The organism is Polynucleobacter sp. JS-JIR-5-A7, assembly GCF_018687935.1.
Classification (GTDB): Bacteria; Pseudomonadota; Gammaproteobacteria; order Burkholderiales; family Burkholderiaceae; genus Polynucleobacter.
Genome location: NZ_CP061308.1, coordinates 1,860,532 through 1,879,661, shown reverse-complemented (window position 1 = coordinate 1,879,661; position 19,130 = coordinate 1,860,532). Strand labels below are relative to the sequence as shown.

At 45.8% G+C, this 19,130-nt stretch carries 17 protein-coding genes; 9 read left to right on the top strand and 8 right to left on the bottom strand.

What is annotated here, in order from left to right:
- Nucleotides 1–3 precede the first annotated feature (3 nt).
- Both AOC29_RS09740 and AOC29_RS09735 read right to left on the bottom strand, forming a co-directional pair.
- Nucleotides 4–192: a zinc-finger domain-containing protein gene (locus AOC29_RS09740; protein ID WP_215295793.1), complete on the bottom strand. Its 189-nt coding sequence runs from the start codon at nucleotides 190–192 to the stop codon at nucleotides 4–6.
- A gap of 33 nt (nucleotides 193–225) precedes the next feature.
- Nucleotides 226–1,149, bottom strand: a complete 924-nt coding sequence (locus AOC29_RS09735) for a branched-chain amino acid transaminase (RefSeq protein ID WP_215295792.1) — start codon at nucleotides 1,147–1,149, stop codon at nucleotides 226–228.
- 209 nt (nucleotides 1,150–1,358) lie between these two features.
- On the opposite strand from AOC29_RS09735, the gene AOC29_RS09730 reads away from it, so the two are divergent.
- The 7 genes from AOC29_RS09730 to AOC29_RS09700 all read left to right on the top strand — a co-directional run bounded on the left by AOC29_RS09730 (nucleotide 1,359) and on the right by AOC29_RS09700 (nucleotide 8,879).
- Nucleotides 1,359–2,570, top strand: a complete 1,212-nt coding sequence (locus AOC29_RS09730) for a phosphoglycerate kinase (protein ID WP_215297500.1) — start codon at nucleotides 1,359–1,361, stop codon at nucleotides 2,568–2,570.
- A 2-nt stretch (nucleotides 2,571–2,572) separates the two neighbouring features.
- Nucleotides 2,573–4,009 carry a pyruvate kinase gene (gene pyk, locus AOC29_RS09725; RefSeq protein WP_215295791.1) on the top strand — a complete coding sequence of 479 codons (1,437 nt, stop codon included), beginning with the start codon at nucleotides 2,573–2,575 and terminating at the stop codon, nucleotides 4,007–4,009.
- A 52-nt stretch (nucleotides 4,010–4,061) separates the two neighbouring features.
- Nucleotides 4,062–5,126, top strand: a complete 1,065-nt coding sequence (gene fba, locus AOC29_RS09720; RefSeq protein ID WP_215295790.1) for a class II fructose-bisphosphate aldolase — start codon at nucleotides 4,062–4,064, stop codon at nucleotides 5,124–5,126.
- A 7-nt stretch (nucleotides 5,127–5,133) separates the two neighbouring features.
- Entirely contained in the window at nucleotides 5,134–6,027 is an 894-nt protein-coding gene (locus AOC29_RS09715; protein WP_215295789.1) for a phosphoribosylaminoimidazolesuccinocarboxamide synthase, read from the top strand.
- A gap of 68 nt (nucleotides 6,028–6,095) precedes the next feature.
- Complete coding sequence (gene purE / locus AOC29_RS09710) at nucleotides 6,096–6,590, top strand: 5-(carboxyamino)imidazole ribonucleotide mutase (RefSeq protein WP_215295788.1); 495 nt, start codon at nucleotides 6,096–6,098, stop codon at nucleotides 6,588–6,590.
- Between the two features lie 4 nt (nucleotides 6,591–6,594).
- Nucleotides 6,595–7,779, top strand: coding sequence for a 5-(carboxyamino)imidazole ribonucleotide synthase (locus AOC29_RS09705; RefSeq protein WP_215295787.1), 1,185 nt, complete (start codon nucleotides 6,595–6,597; stop codon nucleotides 7,777–7,779).
- 2 nt (nucleotides 7,780–7,781) lie between these two features.
- Nucleotides 7,782–8,879, top strand: a complete 1,098-nt coding sequence (locus AOC29_RS09700) for an L-threonylcarbamoyladenylate synthase (RefSeq protein ID WP_215295786.1) — start codon at nucleotides 7,782–7,784, stop codon at nucleotides 8,877–8,879.
- Here AOC29_RS09700 and dacB read toward each other — a convergent pair.
- From dacB to AOC29_RS09680, 4 genes are read right to left on the bottom strand one after another with little or no spacing between them, the layout of a single operon-like run.
- A complete protein-coding gene (dacB, locus tag AOC29_RS09695; protein ID WP_215295785.1) occupies nucleotides 8,825–10,357 on the bottom strand; it encodes a D-alanyl-D-alanine carboxypeptidase/D-alanyl-D-alanine-endopeptidase in 1,533 nt (510 codons plus the stop codon). The genes AOC29_RS09700 and dacB overlap by 55 nt on opposite strands.
- Before the next feature lie 47 nt (nucleotides 10,358–10,404).
- Nucleotides 10,405–12,822, bottom strand: a complete 2,418-nt coding sequence (locus tag AOC29_RS09690) for an ATP-binding protein (RefSeq protein WP_215295784.1) — start codon at nucleotides 12,820–12,822, stop codon at nucleotides 10,405–10,407.
- Between the two features lie 5 nt (nucleotides 12,823–12,827).
- A complete protein-coding gene (locus tag AOC29_RS09685) occupies nucleotides 12,828–13,451 on the bottom strand; it encodes a response regulator transcription factor (protein ID WP_215295783.1) in 624 nt (207 codons plus the stop codon).
- The gene (locus tag AOC29_RS09680) at nucleotides 13,451–14,293 is read right to left on the bottom strand and encodes a diguanylate phosphodiesterase (protein WP_215295782.1); all 843 of its coding nucleotides are present in this window, start codon (nucleotides 14,291–14,293) and stop codon (nucleotides 13,451–13,453) included. Before AOC29_RS09680 ends, AOC29_RS09685 begins: the two co-directional genes overlap by 1 nt.
- A gap of 314 nt (nucleotides 14,294–14,607) precedes the next feature.
- Here AOC29_RS09680 and AOC29_RS09675 point away from each other — a divergent pair, with 314 nt between their 5' ends.
- Together AOC29_RS09675 and groL are read left to right on the top strand one after the other, a co-directional pair.
- On the top strand, nucleotides 14,608–14,898 hold the full coding sequence (locus tag AOC29_RS09675) for a co-chaperone GroES (protein WP_215295781.1): 291 nt from the start codon (nucleotides 14,608–14,610) through the stop codon (nucleotides 14,896–14,898).
- Between the two features lie 28 nt (nucleotides 14,899–14,926).
- On the top strand, nucleotides 14,927–16,579 hold the full coding sequence (gene groL / locus AOC29_RS09670; RefSeq protein WP_215295780.1) for a chaperonin GroEL: 1,653 nt from the start codon (nucleotides 14,927–14,929) through the stop codon (nucleotides 16,577–16,579).
- 89 nt (nucleotides 16,580–16,668) lie between these two features.
- Here the strand turns inward: groL and AOC29_RS09665 are convergent, their stop codons facing one another.
- Both AOC29_RS09665 and AOC29_RS09660 read right to left on the bottom strand, forming a co-directional pair.
- Entirely contained in the window at nucleotides 16,669–17,583 is a 915-nt protein-coding gene (locus AOC29_RS09665) for a tripartite tricarboxylate transporter substrate binding protein (RefSeq protein WP_215295779.1), read from the bottom strand.
- Nucleotides 17,584–17,757: 174 nt separating this feature from the next.
- Nucleotides 17,758–19,125 (bottom strand): NAD(P)(+) transhydrogenase (Re/Si-specific) subunit beta, encoded by a 1,368-nt coding sequence (locus AOC29_RS09660; RefSeq protein ID WP_215295778.1) that lies wholly within the window; start codon nucleotides 19,123–19,125, stop codon nucleotides 17,758–17,760.
- Nucleotides 19,126–19,130: the final 5 nt, after the last annotated feature.

Below are 19,130 nucleotides of genomic sequence, written 5' to 3'. Positions count from 1 at the left end.
GGCTTAGTGTCCGTGTGGCTCTGTGCCAGGAATGAGTTTGTACTCAGCGCCGCAATACGGACACTTTGCTTCCCCGGTTTTAGTGATGTCCAAAAATACTCGTGGATGAGAGTTCCATGCCGGCGTTTTATTGGTAGGGCAATGTAATGGTAGATCTTTACCATCCACCATCATTGCTTGAGCTTGAGTCATGTTCTACTTCCTATTAGCTAAATTTGATTTAACTTATTTAACGTAAGTAAGCCAGGATTTGTAATTGTCGCTTCTGCCATAGACCGCATCGAAATAGATCTTCTGAATTTTTTCAGTGATAGGGCCGCGCTTACCGTCACCAATCGTCCGGTCATCAAGTTCACGAATTGGTGTCACTTCTGCGGCGGTGCCAGTAAAGAAGGCTTCATCAGCAGAGTAGATCTCATCGCGAGTGATACGTTTTTCACGCAACTCAAGTCCCATGTCTTTCACAATTTGAATGATCGAGCCACGGGTGATGCCGTCAAGACAGGAGGCTAAGTCAGGCGTGTAAACAATGCCATTACTGATCATAAAAATATTCTCGCCGGAGCCTTCAGAAACATAACCCTCGGTATCAAGCAATAACGCTTCGTCGTATCCATTGGCGGTGACTTCTTGATTAGCCAGAATGGAGTTGATGTAATAGCCAGATGCTTTGGCGCGCACGAGTGAAGAATTCACGAAGTGGCGGGTAAAGGAGGAGGTCTTAACGCGAATGCCTTTATTGAGGCCATCTTCGCCTAAATAAGCACCCCATTCCCATGCGGCGATGGCAGTATGAATACTATTGCCTTTAGGGGAGATGCCCAGTTTTTGGGAGCCAATAAAGATGATGGGGCGGATATAGCAGGATTCCAGCTTATTGCTGTTCACTACATCAATAATGCCGTTAGTGATCTCTTCCTGGCTATAAGGCATGTTCATTTGGAAGATCTTGGTGCCATTAAAGAGACGTTTAACGTGCTCTGGGAGGCGGAAAATCGCGGTACCTTGGGGGGTTTTATAGGCACGAATACCTTCAAATACGCCCATGCCGTAATGTAGGCTATGGGTTAGAACGTGAATATTGGCCTCACGCCAAGGAATTAGCTTCCCATCGGACCAAATAAAGCCATCGCGGTCGGACATCGACATTTTCTCTACCTTTTATGTCTATAGGCTATATGTAATAGCGGATTAATCGGGATGCCAGGTCAGGGGGTTTTAGGCCTTTTGACTCAAAGTGCGTCCAAACCTCTATTGTAGAGCAGGCTGCCGAGTCAGATGCTTGTGTCCTTCGGTGTGGCAGGGCTAGAGGATTTAGAATGGAGTTTTCCCATAAATCACCATATTTAGCCATCTTCATGCCGGAATCCTTATTTAAAGTTAAGCGCTTAAGCGAATTGGCCCAATCAGGCCAATTAAAGGGAAAACGGGTCTTCATTCGCGCTGACCTCAATGTGCCGCAAGACGAGGCTGGAAATATTACCGAAGACACTCGTATTCGGGCATCCATGCCAGCGGTACAAATGTGTTTGGATGCTGGCGCAGCGGTGATGGTCACTTCACATTTAGGTCGACCCACTGAAGGTGAATTTAAGCCTGAAGATAGTTTGGCTCCGGTAGCGGATCGCATTGCCACTTTACTCAATCGTAAAGTACCTCTAATTAGTAATTGGGTAGACGGCGGCTTTGAAGTCAATCCAGGTGAAATAGTTCTCCTCGAAAATTGCCGTTTAAATGTTGGCGAAAAAAAGAATAATGATGGGTTAGCAAAAAAAATTGCTGCTCTGTGTGATGTATATGTAAATGATGCCTTTGGCACAGCACATCGTGCTGAGGCAACCACGAATGGGGTGGCGAAGTTTGCACCGATTGCTTGTGCTGGGCCACTAATGGCGGCTGAGTTAGATGCTTTGAGTCGTGCGTTAGCAAGTCCGAAGCGCCCGCTCGTAGCGATTGTGGCAGGCTCTAAAGTATCTTCTAAGTTGACCATTCTCAAAGCACTCTCTGAAAAAGTAGATGAATTGATTGTTGGTGGTGGTATTGCGAATACATTTATGTTGGCGAAGGGCTTGTCAATTGGGAAGTCTCTTGCTGAGCCAGACTTGGTTAATGAGGCCCGAGAAATCATGGATCTCATGGAAAAGCGTGGCGCACATGTGCCCATTCCCGAAGATGTCGTGGTCGCGAATGAACTCTCGCCACTAGCTCGCGCAAACCGTGTACCTGCAGATCAAGTTGCAGAAGATGACATGATTTTGGATATTGGCCCCAAGACGGCGGCACGTTTATCGATCATGCTTGCGCATGCTGGCACGATCGTTTGGAATGGTCCTCTCGGTGTATTTGAGATTGACCAGTTTGGTGGCGGTACGAAAATGTTGGCTGCAGCAATTGCTCATTCACCTGCATTTTCGATTGCAGGTGGTGGCGATACTTTGGCAGCGATTGCCAAGTATGGTATTGAAAATCAAGTGGATTACATCTCAACTGGCGGGGGCGCTTTCTTGGAATTTCTCGAAGGCAAAACCCTCCCAGCCTTTGCAGTGCTTGCCGAAAGGGCGAAAGACTAATTATGCTTAGAGCGACCAAAATTATTGCAACCTTAGGGCCAGCATCAGAAAAGCCTGAAGTTTTACGCGACATGATTCGTGCGGGTGTTGATGTGGTCCGCATGAATTTTTCACACGGCACCGTGGCAGATCATAAGGCACGTCACGATTTAGTCCGCAGCATTTCTGCTGAGGTCGGCAGAGAAGTTGGCATCATGGCCGATCTGCAAGGACCAAAGATTCGTGTTGGCAAATTTGTGGACAGCAAAATTTTGCTGAAAGAGGGCGAGAAATTTATTCTCGATGTGGCTTGTGAGCTTGGCAATCAAGAACGTGTTGGCCTCGACTATAAAGAGCTGCCTAGCGATGTGAAGTCGGGCGATCGTCTTTTATTAAATGACGGCCTAGTTGTACTCCGTGTTGAAAGCGTTAAGGGCGGAGAAATTTTCACGCTCGTGGAGCAAGGTGGCCCGCTCTCAAATAATAAAGGCATTAACCGTGCTGGCGGTGGCTTAACCGCACCCGCTTTGACTGAAAAAGATATTGCTGACTTGGATGCAGCCATTGCAATGGGCGTTGATTTTTTAGCGATCAGCTTCCCTAAAGATGGTGCTGATATGGCTTACGCGCGCAAGTTAGCAGATGCTGCTAGCGCTAAGTATGGCGTTGGTAAGGTAAGAACAATTGCTAAAGTAGAGCGTGCAGAAGCGATTGAGCCTGAAGCATTAAAAAGTATTATTGCTGAAAGCGATGGCATCATGGTTGCCCGTGGTGACCTAGCGATTGAAGTTGGCAATGCCGCAGTACCTGCTTTGCAAAAACGAATGATTGCATGGGCTCTTGAGGCTGATAAATTCACAATCACTGCCACCCAAATGATGGAGTCCATGATTAATGCTCCAGTGCCAACGCGTGCAGAAGTCAGCGACGTGGCAAACGCAGTGCTTGATGGTACTGATGCCGTTATGCTTTCCGCTGAATCTGCCGCTGGCATGTATCCAGTTCAAACCATCAAAGCGATGGCAGAGATCTGTGTGGAGGCAGAGAAGTCAGATCGCGTGAAAATAGATACCGATTTCTTGGATCAAACCTTTACGCGGATTGATCAAACGATTGCCTTAGGCGCTTTATTTACCGCTCATCACCTCAATGCAAACGCGATTGCTGCTTTGACTGATTCAGGTTCAACGGCAATTTGGATGAGTCGTCACAATATTCATGTGCCCATCTTTGCATTGACCTCTAAGATTGCCACTCAACGTGCCTTAAGTACTTACCGTAATGTCACGCCAATTGGCTTGGATTACACCAAGGATCGTGACACTGCCTTGCAAGAAGTAGAGGCATGCTTAAAGAAATTAGGGGCAGTCAAAAAAGGCGATACGGTGGTATTAACTTCTGGTGAGCCAATGGGTGAGCCCGGTGGTACCAATACTCTCAAGATCATTCATGTGAAGTAATTCACCACTCATCAAATTTAACTATTTACTCAATACACATTAAGAGAACATCATGGCTTTAGTATCTTTACGACAACTCTTGGATCATGCTGCCGAAAATGGCTATGGCTTACCAGCTTTCAACGTCAATAACTTAGAGCAAGTGACTGCGATTATGGAAGCTGCAAATGAGGCTGATTCTCCAGTGATCATGCAAGCATCCGCTGGCGCTCGTAAATATGCTGGTGAAGCCTTCCTGCGTCATCTGATATCTGCAGCAGTTGAAGCTTATCCCCACATCCCAGTAGTGATGCATCAGGATCACGGTCAAAGCCCAGCAGTCTGTATGGCTGCTATCAAGAGCGGTTTTACGAGTGTCATGATGGATGGCTCTCTAGAGGCTGATGGCAAATCCGTTGCAAGTTATGAATACAACGTAGATGTTTCTAGAGAAGTCGTGAAGTTCTCTCACTCTATTGGCGTTACCGTTGAAGCTGAGCTTGGCGTATTAGGTTCTTTAGAAACTATGCAGGGCGACAAAGAAGATGGCCATGGTGCTGATGGCAAGATGACTCGCGAGCAATTATTAACGGATGTGGAGCAGGCCGCGGACTTTGTGAAGGCAACTCAGTGTGATGCCTTGGCTATTGCGATTGGTACCAGTCATGGGGCCTATAAATTCACCAAAAAACCTACGGGCGATATTTTGGCAATTGATCGTATTAAAGAAATTCATGCGCGTATTCCGAATACCCACCTGGTAATGCATGGCTCCTCTAGCGTGCCACAAGAGTTGCTCGCTGAGATTCGTGAGTTTGGTGGTGATATGAAAGAAACCTACGGTGTGCCAGTTGAAGAGATTCAAGAGGGCATCAAGAATGGTGTTCGTAAGATCAACATTGACACCGATATTCGTTTGGCGATGACTGGTGCTATCCGCCGTTATCTGTTTGAGAACCCAAGCAAATTTGATCCACGTGATTATCTGAAGCCAGCCCGCGAAGCGGCTAAGAAAGTTTGTATTGCACGTTTCCAAGCATTTGGTTCTGCTGGCCAAGCTTCTAAAATTAAACCGATTCCTTTGGAAAAAATGGCTGAGCTGTATAAGAGCGGTAAGTTAGCTCAGATCGTCAAGTGATTTAAATATGCCCGCTCTATACGCAACTTCGATTAAGTCATTGCCTTTGCTGTCCAAAGGCAAGGTGCGTGATGTCTATGCACTGGGCGATGACAAGCTTCTCATGATTACAACGGATCGCTTATCTGCGTTTGATGTAGTGATGGGCGAGCCTATTCCAGAAAAAGGTATTGTCCTCAATCAAATGGCTAACTTTTGGTTTGATAAGTTAAGCAAGGTAATCCCAAACCATTTGACTGGTATCGATCCTGTAACTGTCGTCGCAGCTGATGAAGTTGAGCAAGTTAAGGGGCGCGCAGTAGTTGCGAAGTGCTTAAAGCCTATATTAGTTGAGGCAGTGGTGCGCGGCTATCTTGCTGGTAGCGGTTGGAAGGATTACAAAGACACCGGTAAAGTTTGTGGCATTGCATTGCCCGCTGGTTTAGAGAACGCCCAAAAATTACCCGAACCTATTTTTACTCCTGCCGCTAAAGCTGAAGTTGGTGAGCATGATGAAAATATTTCCTTTGAAAAAGTTATTGAGTTGATTGGCGAAAAATTGGCCAATCAAATTCGTGAAGTCAGCATTCGTCTTTATCAAGAAGCTTCTGAATATGCTGCTACTCGCGGAATCATCATTGCCGATACTAAGTTTGAGTTTGGTCTGGATGATGCCGGTCAATTGGTTTTAATGGATGAGATTCTCACGGCAGATTCTTCACGTTTTTGGCCAGCTGAGACCTATTACGTGGGCTCAAACCCACCGTCCTATGACAAGCAGTTTGTGCGTGATTGGCTGGAAACTGCTCAGGTAAATGGCCAGCTATGGCCTAAGACAGCGCCTGCCCCGCAATTACCCGCTGAAGTAATTGAAAAGACGGCTCAAAAGTATCGTGAAGCCCTGAGTCGCTTAACTGAGTAGACCTAACTCAGGGATAATAGAGTCCTTAATAGATATTGACTCGATAGTTAGGGTATTTGGAGAGGTAAATGAGCAAGATGCCAATAGTCGGAATAGTGATGGGTTCCAATTCAGATTGGGATACCATGCAGCACGCCGCTCAGATGCTTGAGCAATTTGGTATTGCTCACGAAGCAAAAGTACTCTCCGCACACCGCATGCCCGATGATATGTTTCAGTATGCTGAAAACGCTCAAGCTAATGGCTTGCAAGCCATCATTGCTGGTGCAGGTGGAGCAGCTCACTTACCAGGTATGCTGGCCTCTAAAACAATTATTCCGATTTATGGTGTTCCAGTCGCCAGCAAATATTTGCGTGGTGAAGATTCTTTATATTCGATTGTACAAATGCCAAAGGGTGTTCCTGTAGCAACCTTTGCGATTGGCGAAGCTGGTGCAGCAAACGCGGCTTTGCATGTTATTGCAGGCTTAGCCTTGCATGATGCTGATTTGGCTAAGCGTCTTGAAGAGTTCCGCGTGAAGCAATCAGATACCGCGCGTTCTATGAACTTGCCGGGATATTAATTACATGGCAGATCGCATGGAGCCCATTTTGCCGGGTTCGTATTTAGGAATATTAGGTGGCGGTCAATTGGGGCGGATGTTTACTCAGGCTGCTCAAGCGATGGGCTACAAAGTTTGCGTTCTAGATCCGGGCTCTGATAGTCCCGCAGGTTCGATTGCTGAAAAATTTATCCAAGCTGATTACACCAACTCTGCAGCTTTAAAGGAAATGGCATCTCTTTGCTCATCTGTGAGTACTGAGTTTGAAAATGTTCCTGCACAAGCATTGGATGAGTTGGAATCTTTAGGCGTTTTTGTTGCTCCTCGTAGTAGCTGTGTTTCTTTGGCGCAGAACCGGATTGCTGAAAAAAATTTCTTGGCTACCTGGAAGTCTGAAACCAATATTGGGCCAGCTCCAAACTTTGTCATTGAGCACGATGCTGATATTGCGCATACGCCAGGAGAACTGTTCCCTGGGATTTTGAAAACAGCTCGCATGGGTTATGACGGTAAGGGTCAAATCACCGTCCTTGCTGCTGCTGACTTGCCCGCTGCTTGGGCGGAGCTAGGTAAAGTGCCTTGCGTATTAGAAAAGCGTATGGAATTGGATTTTGAGGTCTCTGCTTTGGTGGTGCGGGGCTATGACGATACGGTAGTTGCTTATCCCGTCTCTCAAAATATTCATCGCGATGGTATTTTGCATACCTCTACGGTGCCAGCACCATCCTTAAAGCCTGCTCAAGAAAAGAAAATTATTGAAGCGGCCAAAGCGCTGATTCGGAAGATTGATTATGTAGGCGTACTGTGTATTGAATTTTTCATTCTGAAGAATGGCGACATCGTTGCTAATGAGATCGCACCACGCCCCCATAACTCCGGTCACTACACCATGGATGCTTGTGTGAGTAGTCAATTTGAGCAGCAAGTCAGAGCTATGGCTCGCCTGCCATTAGGTGACACTCGTCAATTGGCGCCTGTTTCGATGTTAAATCTTCTAGGCGATCTTTGGTTCGAGGGTAGCGAAGATCAGGCAAAAGAACCTGCTTGGGATAAAGTGCTTGCTCATCCCGATGTGAAGTTACACCTCTATGGAAAATCAGCCCCCCGTATTGGCAGAAAAATGGGGCACATTAATTGCTTAGGTGAAGTTTTAAATGAAGCACGCCAAAATTGTGCAGCTGTTGCTACTGAATTAGGTATCGAGCCCTAGAAATGTCTAGGGACACATCGGACAGTGCGCCACTGCAATCTTCTGCAGTGATTCATGAAGCGGTTCAAACCTTGCGTAATGGCGGATTAGTCGCATTCCCTACTGAGACGGTATATGGCTTAGGGGCAGATGCCAGAAATCCTGAGGCCATCAAAAAGATCTTCACAATGAAAGGTAGGCCTTCAAACCATCCCTTAATTGTGCATTTAGCAGCACCAGATAAATTTGACCAAACTCAAGTGGATTGGGTCCCAGTCTTAGCACCATGGGTAAGAGATTTATCTGAGAATGCACTCAAACTCATGAATACATTTTGGCCTGGACCATTAACGCTGGTATTCAAAAAAGATAAGAGTGTTCTGAGCGATCTTACTGGAGGTCAAGACACTGTTGCGATTCGCGCACCAGCCCATCCAGTGGCTCAAGAGTTATTGCGAAAATTTAAGGGCGGTGTTGTAGCGCCGTCAGCAAATCGTTTTGGTAAGGTATCTCCCACCAGTGCGGCTGATGTTCGCAGTGAGTTTGAAGGTGAATTAGGATTGATGGTGCTTGATGGTGGCGATTGTGAAGTGGGGATCGAGTCGACCATTATTGATTTATCAAGTGGCGATCATGCAGTCTTGCTTCGACCAGGATTGATTACTCCGAAAGCAATTTTTGCCAAGACGGGAATCAAGATCTATCAAGTCGGTGAAGTATTGAAAGACCTTGATAGTCTACCCAGAGTATCAGGTAACCTCAAGGCGCACTACGCGCCAACAACTCCATTGCGCTTATATGCTCCAGGGCGAGTGCTAGATACGCTCAGTGAGTTCCCAGATACTAAGTCACGAGTGGCAGTAGCAGTGTGGGACTCAGAGTCTTCCTTGGTTTTGGAAGACCATCCCTCAATTGATGTTGAAGAAATAGTTGTATCTAGTGATGCCGCTACTTTTGCAAGTCATCTCTATCGTACGCTCAGGGATCTGGACCAGCAGGGCTGGGATCTCATTTTATTCCCTGAGCCTCCTACTGGTGAGGAATGGGATGGCGTTAGAGATCGACTTCAGCGCGCTTGTTTTGGTTCAGGGCCACCTTCTAATAACCACGACAGCAATTGATCGTGGGCATCTAAGCCACGCCATGCATTAGGATGGTTAATAAAAGAGCTTACTGCATACATCTTTCCAGATTTACTCACTACGTAGCCAGCAATTGCGCGTACATCAGCAAGTGATCCCGTTTTAATTCTGGCCTCAGGCTTTTTCTTAAGATGTAAAAATTTGCGGAGTTGCGTCATTAAGCGATTTCGCATAGTGCCATCTGCCCCAGCAATTGGCAGACTGTTATAAAACACCTCTTTAATTGGTAGGTTGTGGGCAGTTAGTAATAGTTGATTCATTTGCCCTGCAGAAATAGCTTCATTGCGAGATAGACCAGAGCCATTCTCGATCACTAAGCCAGGGAACTCCAAACTATTTTGTTTGAGCCAACCTTGTATGACAAGCTCCCCATTACTAGTGGTTGCTGGTTTACCCATTTTTTCTAGTGCTAGTGTGAGTAAAAGTTGGCGCGCCATCACATTGTTGGAGTATTTATTAATATCCTGTACATCTTCAGCCAAATTGATGCCTTCGAACTGCAGCAAAAGTCTGGCAGCTATTGGGACTACGGCATCTTTGCCGGTAGGGGGCTTTGCCCAAGTGCCGCCAGCTAATTCCCAGGCTGCAGTAAATCCTTGTGTTAGAAAGGTATTGGCATCAAGAGCGACCACGTTGTAATCAACCCCCTTACACCCACTAGGAAAGGGGCCTGAGAACTGAGCAGTCAGTAATCGATCTGTATTGATCCCTGTTTCTGGTTCTAGGCTAAAGCGAATATTACTTTTCCAGCTATCACAGGAACGGTCAACCAATTGCATTTGGTTTACAACCTTGAGTTGGGATAATGCAGGTGTATAGCTAAGATCGATGAAGTCAGCCGTGCGTGATTTGCCTATTTGAAAGGACAGCGTTCTAAACGCGTATAGCAAGGGGTCAGGCGGCACGTTATACGCACGCAGTGATTCGCCATCAATCGTATTGTGTTCCATGACGTTGGGAGCAAAGGCGCTTCGATCAAACAATAAATTACCATCAATTTTTTGGATACCCAGTGCTTGCAAGTTCTTCATGAGCTTGGCAAGCTCTTCGGGGATCATTTTAGGATCGCCACTACCTTGCAAATAGAGATTGCCTTTAAGTGTACCCTTACGAATAAACCCATCAGTAAATACTTTGGTACGCCAGCGATACTGTGGCCCAAGAATATCCAGGCCAGCCAGCGTTGTAAGCACCTTCATGGTTGAGGCGGGATTCATGGCCTCAGTAGCGCGCCAGTCTAGGATAGTTTTGGCTTCGTACTTGCCAGACTTACTCTGCTCAATTTCGGTTACTGAAATGCTAATAGCATCTAGTGGGATCTGATTGCGCTCTAAGCTGCCTGCAATAACAGGAGGGATTACAGGATTTCCCGATTTCGCAGCATGAGCGATGAGGGGGTTACCAATCCAAAGGATTGCTAAAAATAGGTAAGCTAATCGGTGAATGGCTTGTTTCATTCACCATAGAATAAACCTAGAGAGCCAGAATATAAATCTCCCCAGGTTTAGGGGGCAGCATACTTTGTTTGGTAACGCTTGATTACTTGGTTTTGTTCCTCAAGAAGCTTTTGGAAAGAAGAGATCTTATTTTGAAGATCCTGCTCTTTTTCTAAAGATTCACAGGATTGAATAAATTTCTTTGCATTAAGCAATTGTGCGCCACCCTTCACCTTATGAATGAGACTTGATACGGTCGCTTCATCGAGGGCCTCAGAGTCAATCGCTAGTAGAGCTTCGTCATGCACTTTTTTAATCTCATCCAGTATGACGAGTATATGTGCAGGATTATTTTTCAGAAGATTGGAGAAGGCATCAAACCGGTAATCTCCCTCAGAAGGCGATCCATATTGAACTACCTCTTTGGAGTCAAAATAACGTGCGAGCTCATTTTCAAGACTCATGAGGCTGAGGGGTTTAATGAGTACACCATTCATGCCCGCTGCTAGAAACTGGTAGCGAGATTCAAGGGCGTAGATATCTGCCGTTACCCCAATGATGACAAGATTCTTAAGGCCCAGTGCTCGAATTTTTTGCGCTAATTCAGAGCCCTGCATACCCGGGATTGATTGATCTGTGATTAAAAGATCAAAGTCATCTTCAGTAATCATCTTAAGTGCTATGTTGGCGTTATCACAGACGGATACTTGGATGCCAAGCGCTTGAAGCTGCAAGGAGATAATCTGCCTACTTGCAGGATGATCCTCAACCACTAAGGCAAATAGTTCCCGATCTTTCTCCTGAGGATTTTTTGAGACGAGTTTTCTAGAGGTTAAACCTGTAGGGCATTGATTTTTTGATGGTGCAATGCTCGTACGTGGGAAGGCTACGCAGAAATGGATATTACTTCCAAAACCAGGAGCACTCTCAAAGTAAAGTTGACTGTTCATGGAAGTGACAAGATGATTGGTAATCGTTAGACCAAGACCAGTGCCATTCTCTTGATCACCTTTGCCTGGGATCTGTTCAAAGGCTTGTAGAGCAAGATGAATTTCTTCTGCACCCATGCCTACGCCAGTATCAATTACACGAAATTCAATGAGTTGACCCGCATGATCATCTGCTAAAACACTTATGGAGAAGTAAATTTCACCATGATTGGTAAATTTAATGGCATTGCTAATGAGGTTTTGTAAGGTTTGACGTAGGCGCAATGAATCAATCATGAGCACTTCAGCAATCCGAGGATCCTTGGAGGTATGGAGTCTGAGATTTTGTTTTTGAGCGACCGCCGAGAACGCATGATCAATATTGTCGATCAAACTATTGAGGCAGCAGGGTTCTGGGTTCAAGATCAGCTTACCTGCTTCAATTTTAGAAAGATCTAATACTTGATTGAGGATTCCCAAAAGGGATTCGGCAGAAGTATGAGCGCTCTTTAGTAGAGACTTTTCATGCGGTGGAAATTGGTGACTATTTAAGAGCAGCTCTTGCACTCCAAGAATGGCGTTCATCGGCGTACGAATTTCATGGCTCATGGTTGCTAAGAAGGAGGACTTGGCGGCGTTTGCTTTTTCAGCCAGTTCTTTTGAAGAGAGTAGAGTGGCAGCCTCTTGCTCTTGAAGTAACTGTCTTTTACGCATCTGCCACAGCAGCAAGCTTCCACCTAAAAATATTGCTAAGGTCGATAGCCAGGGTAGCGTCTTCCAGTAATTGCTTCTGACTTCTGGCTTGTTGATCTCTAGCGCAAAGAGTTGACGTGACTCTATGGGGTCAAGGTTATCTAGAAATCGATCGAGCACTACATGAAGCGCAGCATCTTCATGGGAAACCAACCATCGATAGGCAAAAGGCTTGCGCTGATACAAGCCATCAATCTGTAGTTGGGGTTTATCCAGCCTCTCAATGAGTTGTTGTGCCAAACGAATGGGAAGTACTAATGCCTCGATATCATTTTTTAAGAGATCGACCATGAGTTTTTCTGCATGATTTGAAACGCGGGCTTGTGGGTCAGATCTTATTGGTGAGTTTTCATAGCCGCGATCAAAGTAAGCAATGTTTGCTGGAGAAATCATGCTACTTGCTCTATCTGTTCTAGTAACAACTGCATCCTGCCCCCAAAAGATAGCTTCTGATAAGGAGCCAAAGCGAAGGTAGTCATCATTCATGGTGGGTGGATCAATCATGAAGTCAACTTCACCGCTAGAGAGTTGCTTTAATCCTTCCTGCTCTGATCGTCTCCACTTTGGACGAAATTCTTGCTGGGTAAAGTTCCCAAGCTTTTGGAGTAATCCATTGAAAACTCCAGCTGTTCCCCGGCCTGGTTGATTTTCAATATATGGGGCATATTTTTCATGAATACTAAAGTGCACTACTGGATGGGCATCGATCCACCGTTGCTCTGCAGGGCTCAAGTTCATGGAGTGTAATGCACCACTAGAAATTAAGCCAGACATAACAATAGAGCGAATGATGAATCGATGCATACTGTTTAGCTTTCGATAATATTGTTCATTCGGCAGAACAAAATCAAATCCGCAATATTATTAATACCAAGCTTGTCAAAGACTCGTGTCTTGTAAGTAGCCACCGTTTTATTGCTGATGTGAAGCATGTCAGAAATTTGTTGGTTGGTATTACCTTTACCAAGGTATTTCATGACTTGTAATTCTCGGTCTGAAATCAGGGCAAGTTTGTCGTTATCAGTTAAAGAGCTATTACCATTTTTCCCGTGGGTGAAAAAGTTATAACCCTGAGAGATTGCAACACAAGCTGCCAAGATGACATCAGCACCAGCCGTTTTATTGACAAAGCCATGACCGCCTAAAGATCGCACTCTACCGCCATAAACTGCTTCATCCATGCTGGATAAAATCAACATGCGCACATCCGGGTAAATAAGACCAATGCGTCGAATAACATCAAACCCATCTGTTTTGGGCATATCCAAATCTAGAATGACCATATTTGGATTGACCTCTTTAATGGATCGAAGGCATTCCTCGCCATTCTGGGCTTGGCCCACTACCTCGAATAGCAACTGGTCTTGCAACATACTTTTAAGAGCCATCAGCATTGCTGGATGGTCATCTACCAACATCACGCGTTTTCTCATTACTTGTCTCCGTTTAGGTTTAGGTGTTGATGAGGGTGCAGCGAAAAAATGGCTTTTGCTATGCGGCTATCGTTGATCTGGAGCATTTGATGTCGGCTTATTGGCGCCATCATAAGGCCGCCATAGCAGTGATCCATTTGCCAATCTGAGGCATTCTCTAAATCTTTAACGAGTCCTATATTGCTTGCATAAATTTGTGTTGGTGAATATGGTGAGCGTCTGATTTTTGCGAGCGCATCATGTGAGAGTGTTTGCTCGCGAAGAACGCTCATATCTAAATGGACTCCCTCCATCTGCATCTCTTCAACCCAATGCAGCTGATCTCCACTTCCTGTGAATTGAAGGTAGTGCAGTAAGACGCCAAGTCGACGCATGCGCAGCAAGCCTTCTTTACAGTCATCCACAAGTTCTGGTGTTGGAAGTGTTTGCATACCCAGAGTCACTAGACCTACTGGCAGTCGTGAATTGAGAATGAGGTCGCTCAAAGCATCCACATAAGCACTCGAGGCAATGACGTGCGTTGGGATGGGCAAAATGCCAGGAATAAAACGGCCACTTCGATACCAGTAAGAAATCGTATCTAAGCCCTCCATAAATAAACGCAGTAATTGCATATCGGAGGCTGCGAGCAATGGTCTAAATAAAGAGCTGGTCAGTTTTGTTCCCTTGCAGTTAAAAATGGGTTCATGACTAATCGCTTGTCGCTTGGACCAGGATTGGTGTTCTTCAAGAGCTTGGCCACTTAGGCCAAGCCAGGGTGCGCCACAGGCGTCGCGTACTTCTTGGAAGGGTTTGTTCTTCCATGCCTTTACAAGCGTGTACAGCCGGGATTTCGGGCTCATCAGCATTCTCCAATCGGTGACTGTCCAGTCTAGGCAGGACGGATTGGAGCGGTAAGGGCTTTGGGCTGATTTATCTGTAGGAATAGTCCTACCAGCCTGTCCAAAGTATAGGGAAGAGTTAAATCCTTAAAGAATTTATGGAGATATGCCCTTGAAATCCTGGCAATCAGACCTATATAATCAGCACTCCCTACACGCGAGTGCTAAAAAGTTGGTTTTCCAGTAAATTAGCTTTAGTTTGTTTGTGGGAGATTATAAAGCATTGATTTATATAGATTTTTAATGAGTTAACACTTACTAACATAGGAGAAGAGATGAATTTGCGTCCCTTACATGATCGCGTAATCATCAAGCGTTTAGATCAAGAATCAAAAACTGCATCTGGAATCATCATTCCTGACGCGGCTGCAGAAAAGCCTGATCAAGGTGAAGTATTGGCAGTTGGCCCAGGAAAGCGCGATGAAACTGGCAAGTTAAATGCACTCGACGTCAAAGTTGGCGAGCGCGTGTTGTTTGGCAAATATGCTGGTCAAACCGTTAAGGTCGATGGCGACGAACTCATCGTGATGCGTGAAGACGACATCATGGCTGTTGTACAGAAGTAATTTCGGTATTTAAGAGAGGAATTTAATCATGGCAGCAAAAGACGTTGTATTTGGAGATAACGCTCGCACCAAGATGGTCGAAGGCGTCAATATTCTGGCGAACGCAGTAAAAACTACTTTGGGGCCAAAAGGTCGTAACGTAGTTATTGAACGTTCATTCGGTGGTCCAACCATCACTAAAGATGGTGTAACTGTCGCAAAAGAAATCGAACTCAAAGACAAGCTTCAAAACATGGGCGCGCAGATGGTGAAGGAAGTTGCTTCTAAAACTGCAGATATCGCTGGTGACGGAACAACGACAGCGACTGTTTTAGCGCAATCTATCGTTCGCGAAGGTATGAAGTATGTAGTTTCAGGTCATAACCCAATGGACTTGAAGCGTGGTATCGACAAGGCAGTGACAGCCGCAATCGGTGAGCTCGCAAAAATTAGCAAGCCTTGCACTACTACTAAAGAAATTGCTCAGGTAGGTTCTATTTCTGCAAACAGCGACCATAGCATTGGTCAGCGCATTGCAGAAGCAATGGAAAAGGTAGGTAAAGAGGGTGTTATCACCGTTGAAGATGGCAAGTCTTTAGAAGATGAGCTTGAAGTAGTTGAAGGTATGCAGTTTGACCGTGGCTACCTCTCTCCATACTTCATTAATCAACCAGAAAAACAAGTAGCGGTATTGGAATCTCCATACGTTCTCTTGTTTGACAAGAAAATTGCCAACATCCGTGATTTGCTCCCAGTGCTCGAGCAAGTGGCTAAGTCTGGTCGCCCATTGTTGATTATCGCTGAAGATGTTGAAGGTGAAGCCTTGGCAACTTTGGTTGTAAACAATATTCGCGGCATTATCAAAACTTGTGCTGTTAAGGCTCCTGGTTTCGGTGATCGTCGTAAGGCAATGTTAGAAGACATCGCTATATTGACTGGCGGTACTGTTATTGCTGAAGAAATTGGCCTGACGCTTGAGAAGACAACTCTTGAGCACTTAGGTCAAGCAAAGCGTATCGAAGTAGGCAAAGAAAACACCATCATTATTGACGGTGCTGGCGATGCTAAAGCGATTGAAGCTCGTGTGAAAAATATTCGTGTTCAGATCGACGAAGCGACTAGCGACTACGACAAGGAAAAATTGCAAGAGCGCGTTGCGAAGTTGGCAGGCGGTGTTGCAGTGATTCGTGTTGGCGCAGCTACTGAAGTAGAGATGAAAGAGAAGAAGGCTCGCGTTGATGACGCATTACATGCTACTCGTGCCGCAGTTGAAGAAGGTATTGTTCCTGGCGGTGGTGTGGCTTTGATTCGTGCGATGCAAGGCATCAAGGGCTTGAAAGGCGATAACGCCGATCAAGACGCTGGTATCAGCATCGTATTGCGCGCTATGCAAGAGCCACTTCGTACTATTGTCAGCAATGCCGGTGAAGATGCTGGTGTAGTTGTGAATGCCGTACAAGAAAGTAAAGGTAATAATGGCTACAACGCAGCTACCGGTGAATACGGTGACCTCGTTGCACAAGGTGTGATCGACCCAACTAAGGTGACGAAGACAGCATTGGTAAATGCAGCTTCTGTTGCTGGTTTGTTGTTGACTACTGACTGCGCAATCTCCGAAGCACCAAAAGATGAGTCTGCTGGTGGCGGTATGCCTGATATGGGTGGCATGGGCGGTATGGGTGGAATGGGCGGCATGATGTAATAGCTGTTCATTTCTGCGGTCATCTGATCGTTGAAGTAAAAACGCCTGGTTCAAAAGACCAGGCGTTTTTTATTGCTTACTCTTCTTTATCAATCAGGCTGAATGCCGCCATCCTTGATGACCTTTTTCATCCTCACCAATCCCTGTGCAATCATTTCTTTTAGATGATCTGGGCCAAGTGGGACAAATTCAAAGCCTTGCTGAATGAGTTGTTCCCGTATTTTTGGGTCCTTTAGAGCGGTAGCTAAAGACTCATTTAGTTTTTCAATCATGACTGGTGAAGTACCTTTGGGTGCTAGCAGAGCGCCCCAGGTTGAGAACTCATACCCTTTCACACTTTCGTTGATTGTTGGTGTGTTGGGTAGCAATGGAGACCGTGCTTTACTGGCAACTCCTAATACCTTTAGCTTCCCGGCGCGAATATGGGGAAGCACTACAGACAGGGCGCTAATCATTACGGGCACTTGGCCAGCCATGACGTCAGTGACTGCAGCAGCCGCACCACGATAAGGAATATGCACAATGGGAGCGCCCGTATATTGACGGAAGATTTCCATGCCGATATGTTGTGGCGAGCCATTGCCTCCAGAGGCATAGTCAATCTTGCCGGGTTTCTCTTTGGCAATGCGCACTAAGTCTGCTGCAGTGTTTCCAGGAAAGGACGGATTGGCAACCATCACAAAGGTAATTGCAGCAACTTCAGATATTGGTGCAAAACTTTGTACGGGATCGTAATCAATTTTTTTATAAAGATTCGGCAACATGGTTAGGATGCTGTCATTAAATGCACCTAAAACATAACCATCAGCTGGACTTTGTGCGACCTTGGCTGTCCCAATTAACCCTGCACCTCCAGGAATATTCTCGATCGTGATTGCTTGACCCAAGCTCTCACTCATTTTCTGTGCAATCGGGCGCATCAAGATATCAACACCGCTACCAGCTTGAAGTGGCATGATGGTTTGGATAGTACGAGTGGGATAGTTGGTTTGTGCGTGTGCCAACCCAATCCAAAATAGATTACATGTGGAAAAGAGTAAAGCTCGTAATACTGACTTGATTTGCATATTGTCTCAACTTATGAAGTGATGAAGCATTCTGTTGACACTTCTTTGGCATATCTTAGCGCATTAAAAAACCGCCCGTAGGCGGTTTATGAAGTTACTCATTGTTTACTCTTACTCAACAGCCTTGACCATGTCCTCAACCACCTTCTTCGCATCACCGAAGACCATCATGGTTTTATCCATATAAAAGAGTTCATTATCCAAACCAGCGTAGCCAGCAGCCATAGAGCGTTTGTTCACAATAATTGTTTTAGCTTTAAAGGCTTCCAAAATCGGCATGCCAAAAATGGGGCTACCGGGCGTGCGAGCGGCAGGGTTCACCACGTCGTTTGCACCTAGCACTAAGACAACGTCAGCCTGTCCAAAGTCGCTGTTGATATCTTCCATTTCAAATACTTGATCGTATGGCACTTCAGCTTCTGCTAAAAGAACGTTCATATGACCAGGCATACGACCTGCCACTGGGTGAATCGCGTATTTCACTGTCACACCATGGTGAGTTAATTTCTCAGTTAATTCTTTTAAGGCGTGTTGAGCGCGCGCAACTGCCAGACCATAACCAGGAACGATGATGACAGTATCAGCATTCTCCATTAGGAAAGCCGCATCTTCTGGGGAGCCAGTTTTGTAGTTCTTAGGACCACCATCATCGCCGCCACCAGCGGCTGCTTCAGCGCCAAAGCCACCAAGCAATACCGCAACAATAGAGCGGTTCATTGCTTTACACATAATGTAGGACAGAATTGCGCCTGAAGAACCTACGCAAGCGCCTGCAATGATCAATACTGGGTTATTCAAGGTAAAGCCGATGCCTGCCGCTGCCCAACCAGAGTAGCTGTTTAGCATGGAGACCACTACTGGCATATCAGCGCCACCGATAGGAATAATTAAGGTCACCCCTAATACCAAGGCAATCGCGCACATTGCCAAGAAAGCGGCATGGCTATCGCCCATGTAATAAGCGATGCCAGCGCCAACCATCGCAATAGCTAAGACTAAGTTGAGTAAGTGCTGACCAGAGAAGGTCACCGGCTTACCGCTGACCTTGCCTGATAATTTACCGAAAGCAATCACTGATGCAGTAAAGGTGATGGCACCAATAAATGCGCCAATAAAGAGTTCAATCTTTTGCGCGCCAGTATGGTCTTGTGCTGGATTAAAGACTGCTGCAATCGCGATCAATACTGCTGATAAACCAACAAAGGAGTGCATCAATGCTACGAGCTCAGGCATCTTGGTCATTTGCACACGTTTAGCTGCGATCGTACCAATAATGGCACCACCGACAACGGCACCAATGATGAGCGAAAAGACTGGCTTAAAGTCCGGAATGAAGAAAGTAGTAATGACGGCGAGCAACATACCAACCATACCGAAGGTATTGCCTTGGCGTGAGGTAGTTGGTGATGACAAGCCACGCAATGCGAGGATGAATAACACCGACGAAATGAGATAAGAAATAGCGGTTATGTTTGACATTATTT

Coding starts and splice junctions, on each gene's coding strand:
- AOC29_RS09740 (WP_215295793.1), bottom strand. CDS start 192: ATGACTCAAGCTCAAGCAATGATGGTGGATGGTAAAGATCTACCATTA.
- AOC29_RS09735 (WP_215295792.1), bottom strand. CDS start 1,149: ATGTCGATGTCCGACCGCGATGGCTTTATTTGGTCCGATGGGAAGCTA.
- AOC29_RS09730 (WP_215297500.1), top strand. CDS start 1,359: ATGCCGGAATCCTTATTTAAAGTTAAGCGCTTAAGCGAATTGGCCCAA.
- pyk (WP_215295791.1), top strand. CDS start 2,573: ATGCTTAGAGCGACCAAAATTATTGCAACCTTAGGGCCAGCATCAGAA.
- fba (WP_215295790.1), top strand. CDS start 4,062: ATGGCTTTAGTATCTTTACGACAACTCTTGGATCATGCTGCCGAAAAT.
- AOC29_RS09715 (WP_215295789.1), top strand. CDS start 5,134: ATGCCCGCTCTATACGCAACTTCGATTAAGTCATTGCCTTTGCTGTCC.
- purE (WP_215295788.1), top strand. CDS start 6,096: ATGAGCAAGATGCCAATAGTCGGAATAGTGATGGGTTCCAATTCAGAT.
- AOC29_RS09705 (WP_215295787.1), top strand. CDS start 6,595: ATGGCAGATCGCATGGAGCCCATTTTGCCGGGTTCGTATTTAGGAATA.
- AOC29_RS09700 (WP_215295786.1), top strand. CDS start 7,782: ATGTCTAGGGACACATCGGACAGTGCGCCACTGCAATCTTCTGCAGTG.
- dacB (WP_215295785.1), bottom strand. CDS start 10,357: ATGAAACAAGCCATTCACCGATTAGCTTACCTATTTTTAGCAATCCTT.
- AOC29_RS09690 (WP_215295784.1), bottom strand. CDS start 12,822: ATGCATCGATTCATCATTCGCTCTATTGTTATGTCTGGCTTAATTTCT.
- AOC29_RS09685 (WP_215295783.1), bottom strand. CDS start 13,451: ATGAGAAAACGCGTGATGTTGGTAGATGACCATCCAGCAATGCTGATG.
- AOC29_RS09680 (WP_215295782.1), bottom strand. CDS start 14,293: ATGAGCCCGAAATCCCGGCTGTACACGCTTGTAAAGGCATGGAAGAAC.
- AOC29_RS09675 (WP_215295781.1), top strand. CDS start 14,608: ATGAATTTGCGTCCCTTACATGATCGCGTAATCATCAAGCGTTTAGAT.
- groL (WP_215295780.1), top strand. CDS start 14,927: ATGGCAGCAAAAGACGTTGTATTTGGAGATAACGCTCGCACCAAGATG.
- AOC29_RS09660 (WP_215295778.1), bottom strand. CDS start 19,125: ATGTCAAACATAACCGCTATTTCTTATCTCATTTCGTCGGTGTTATTC.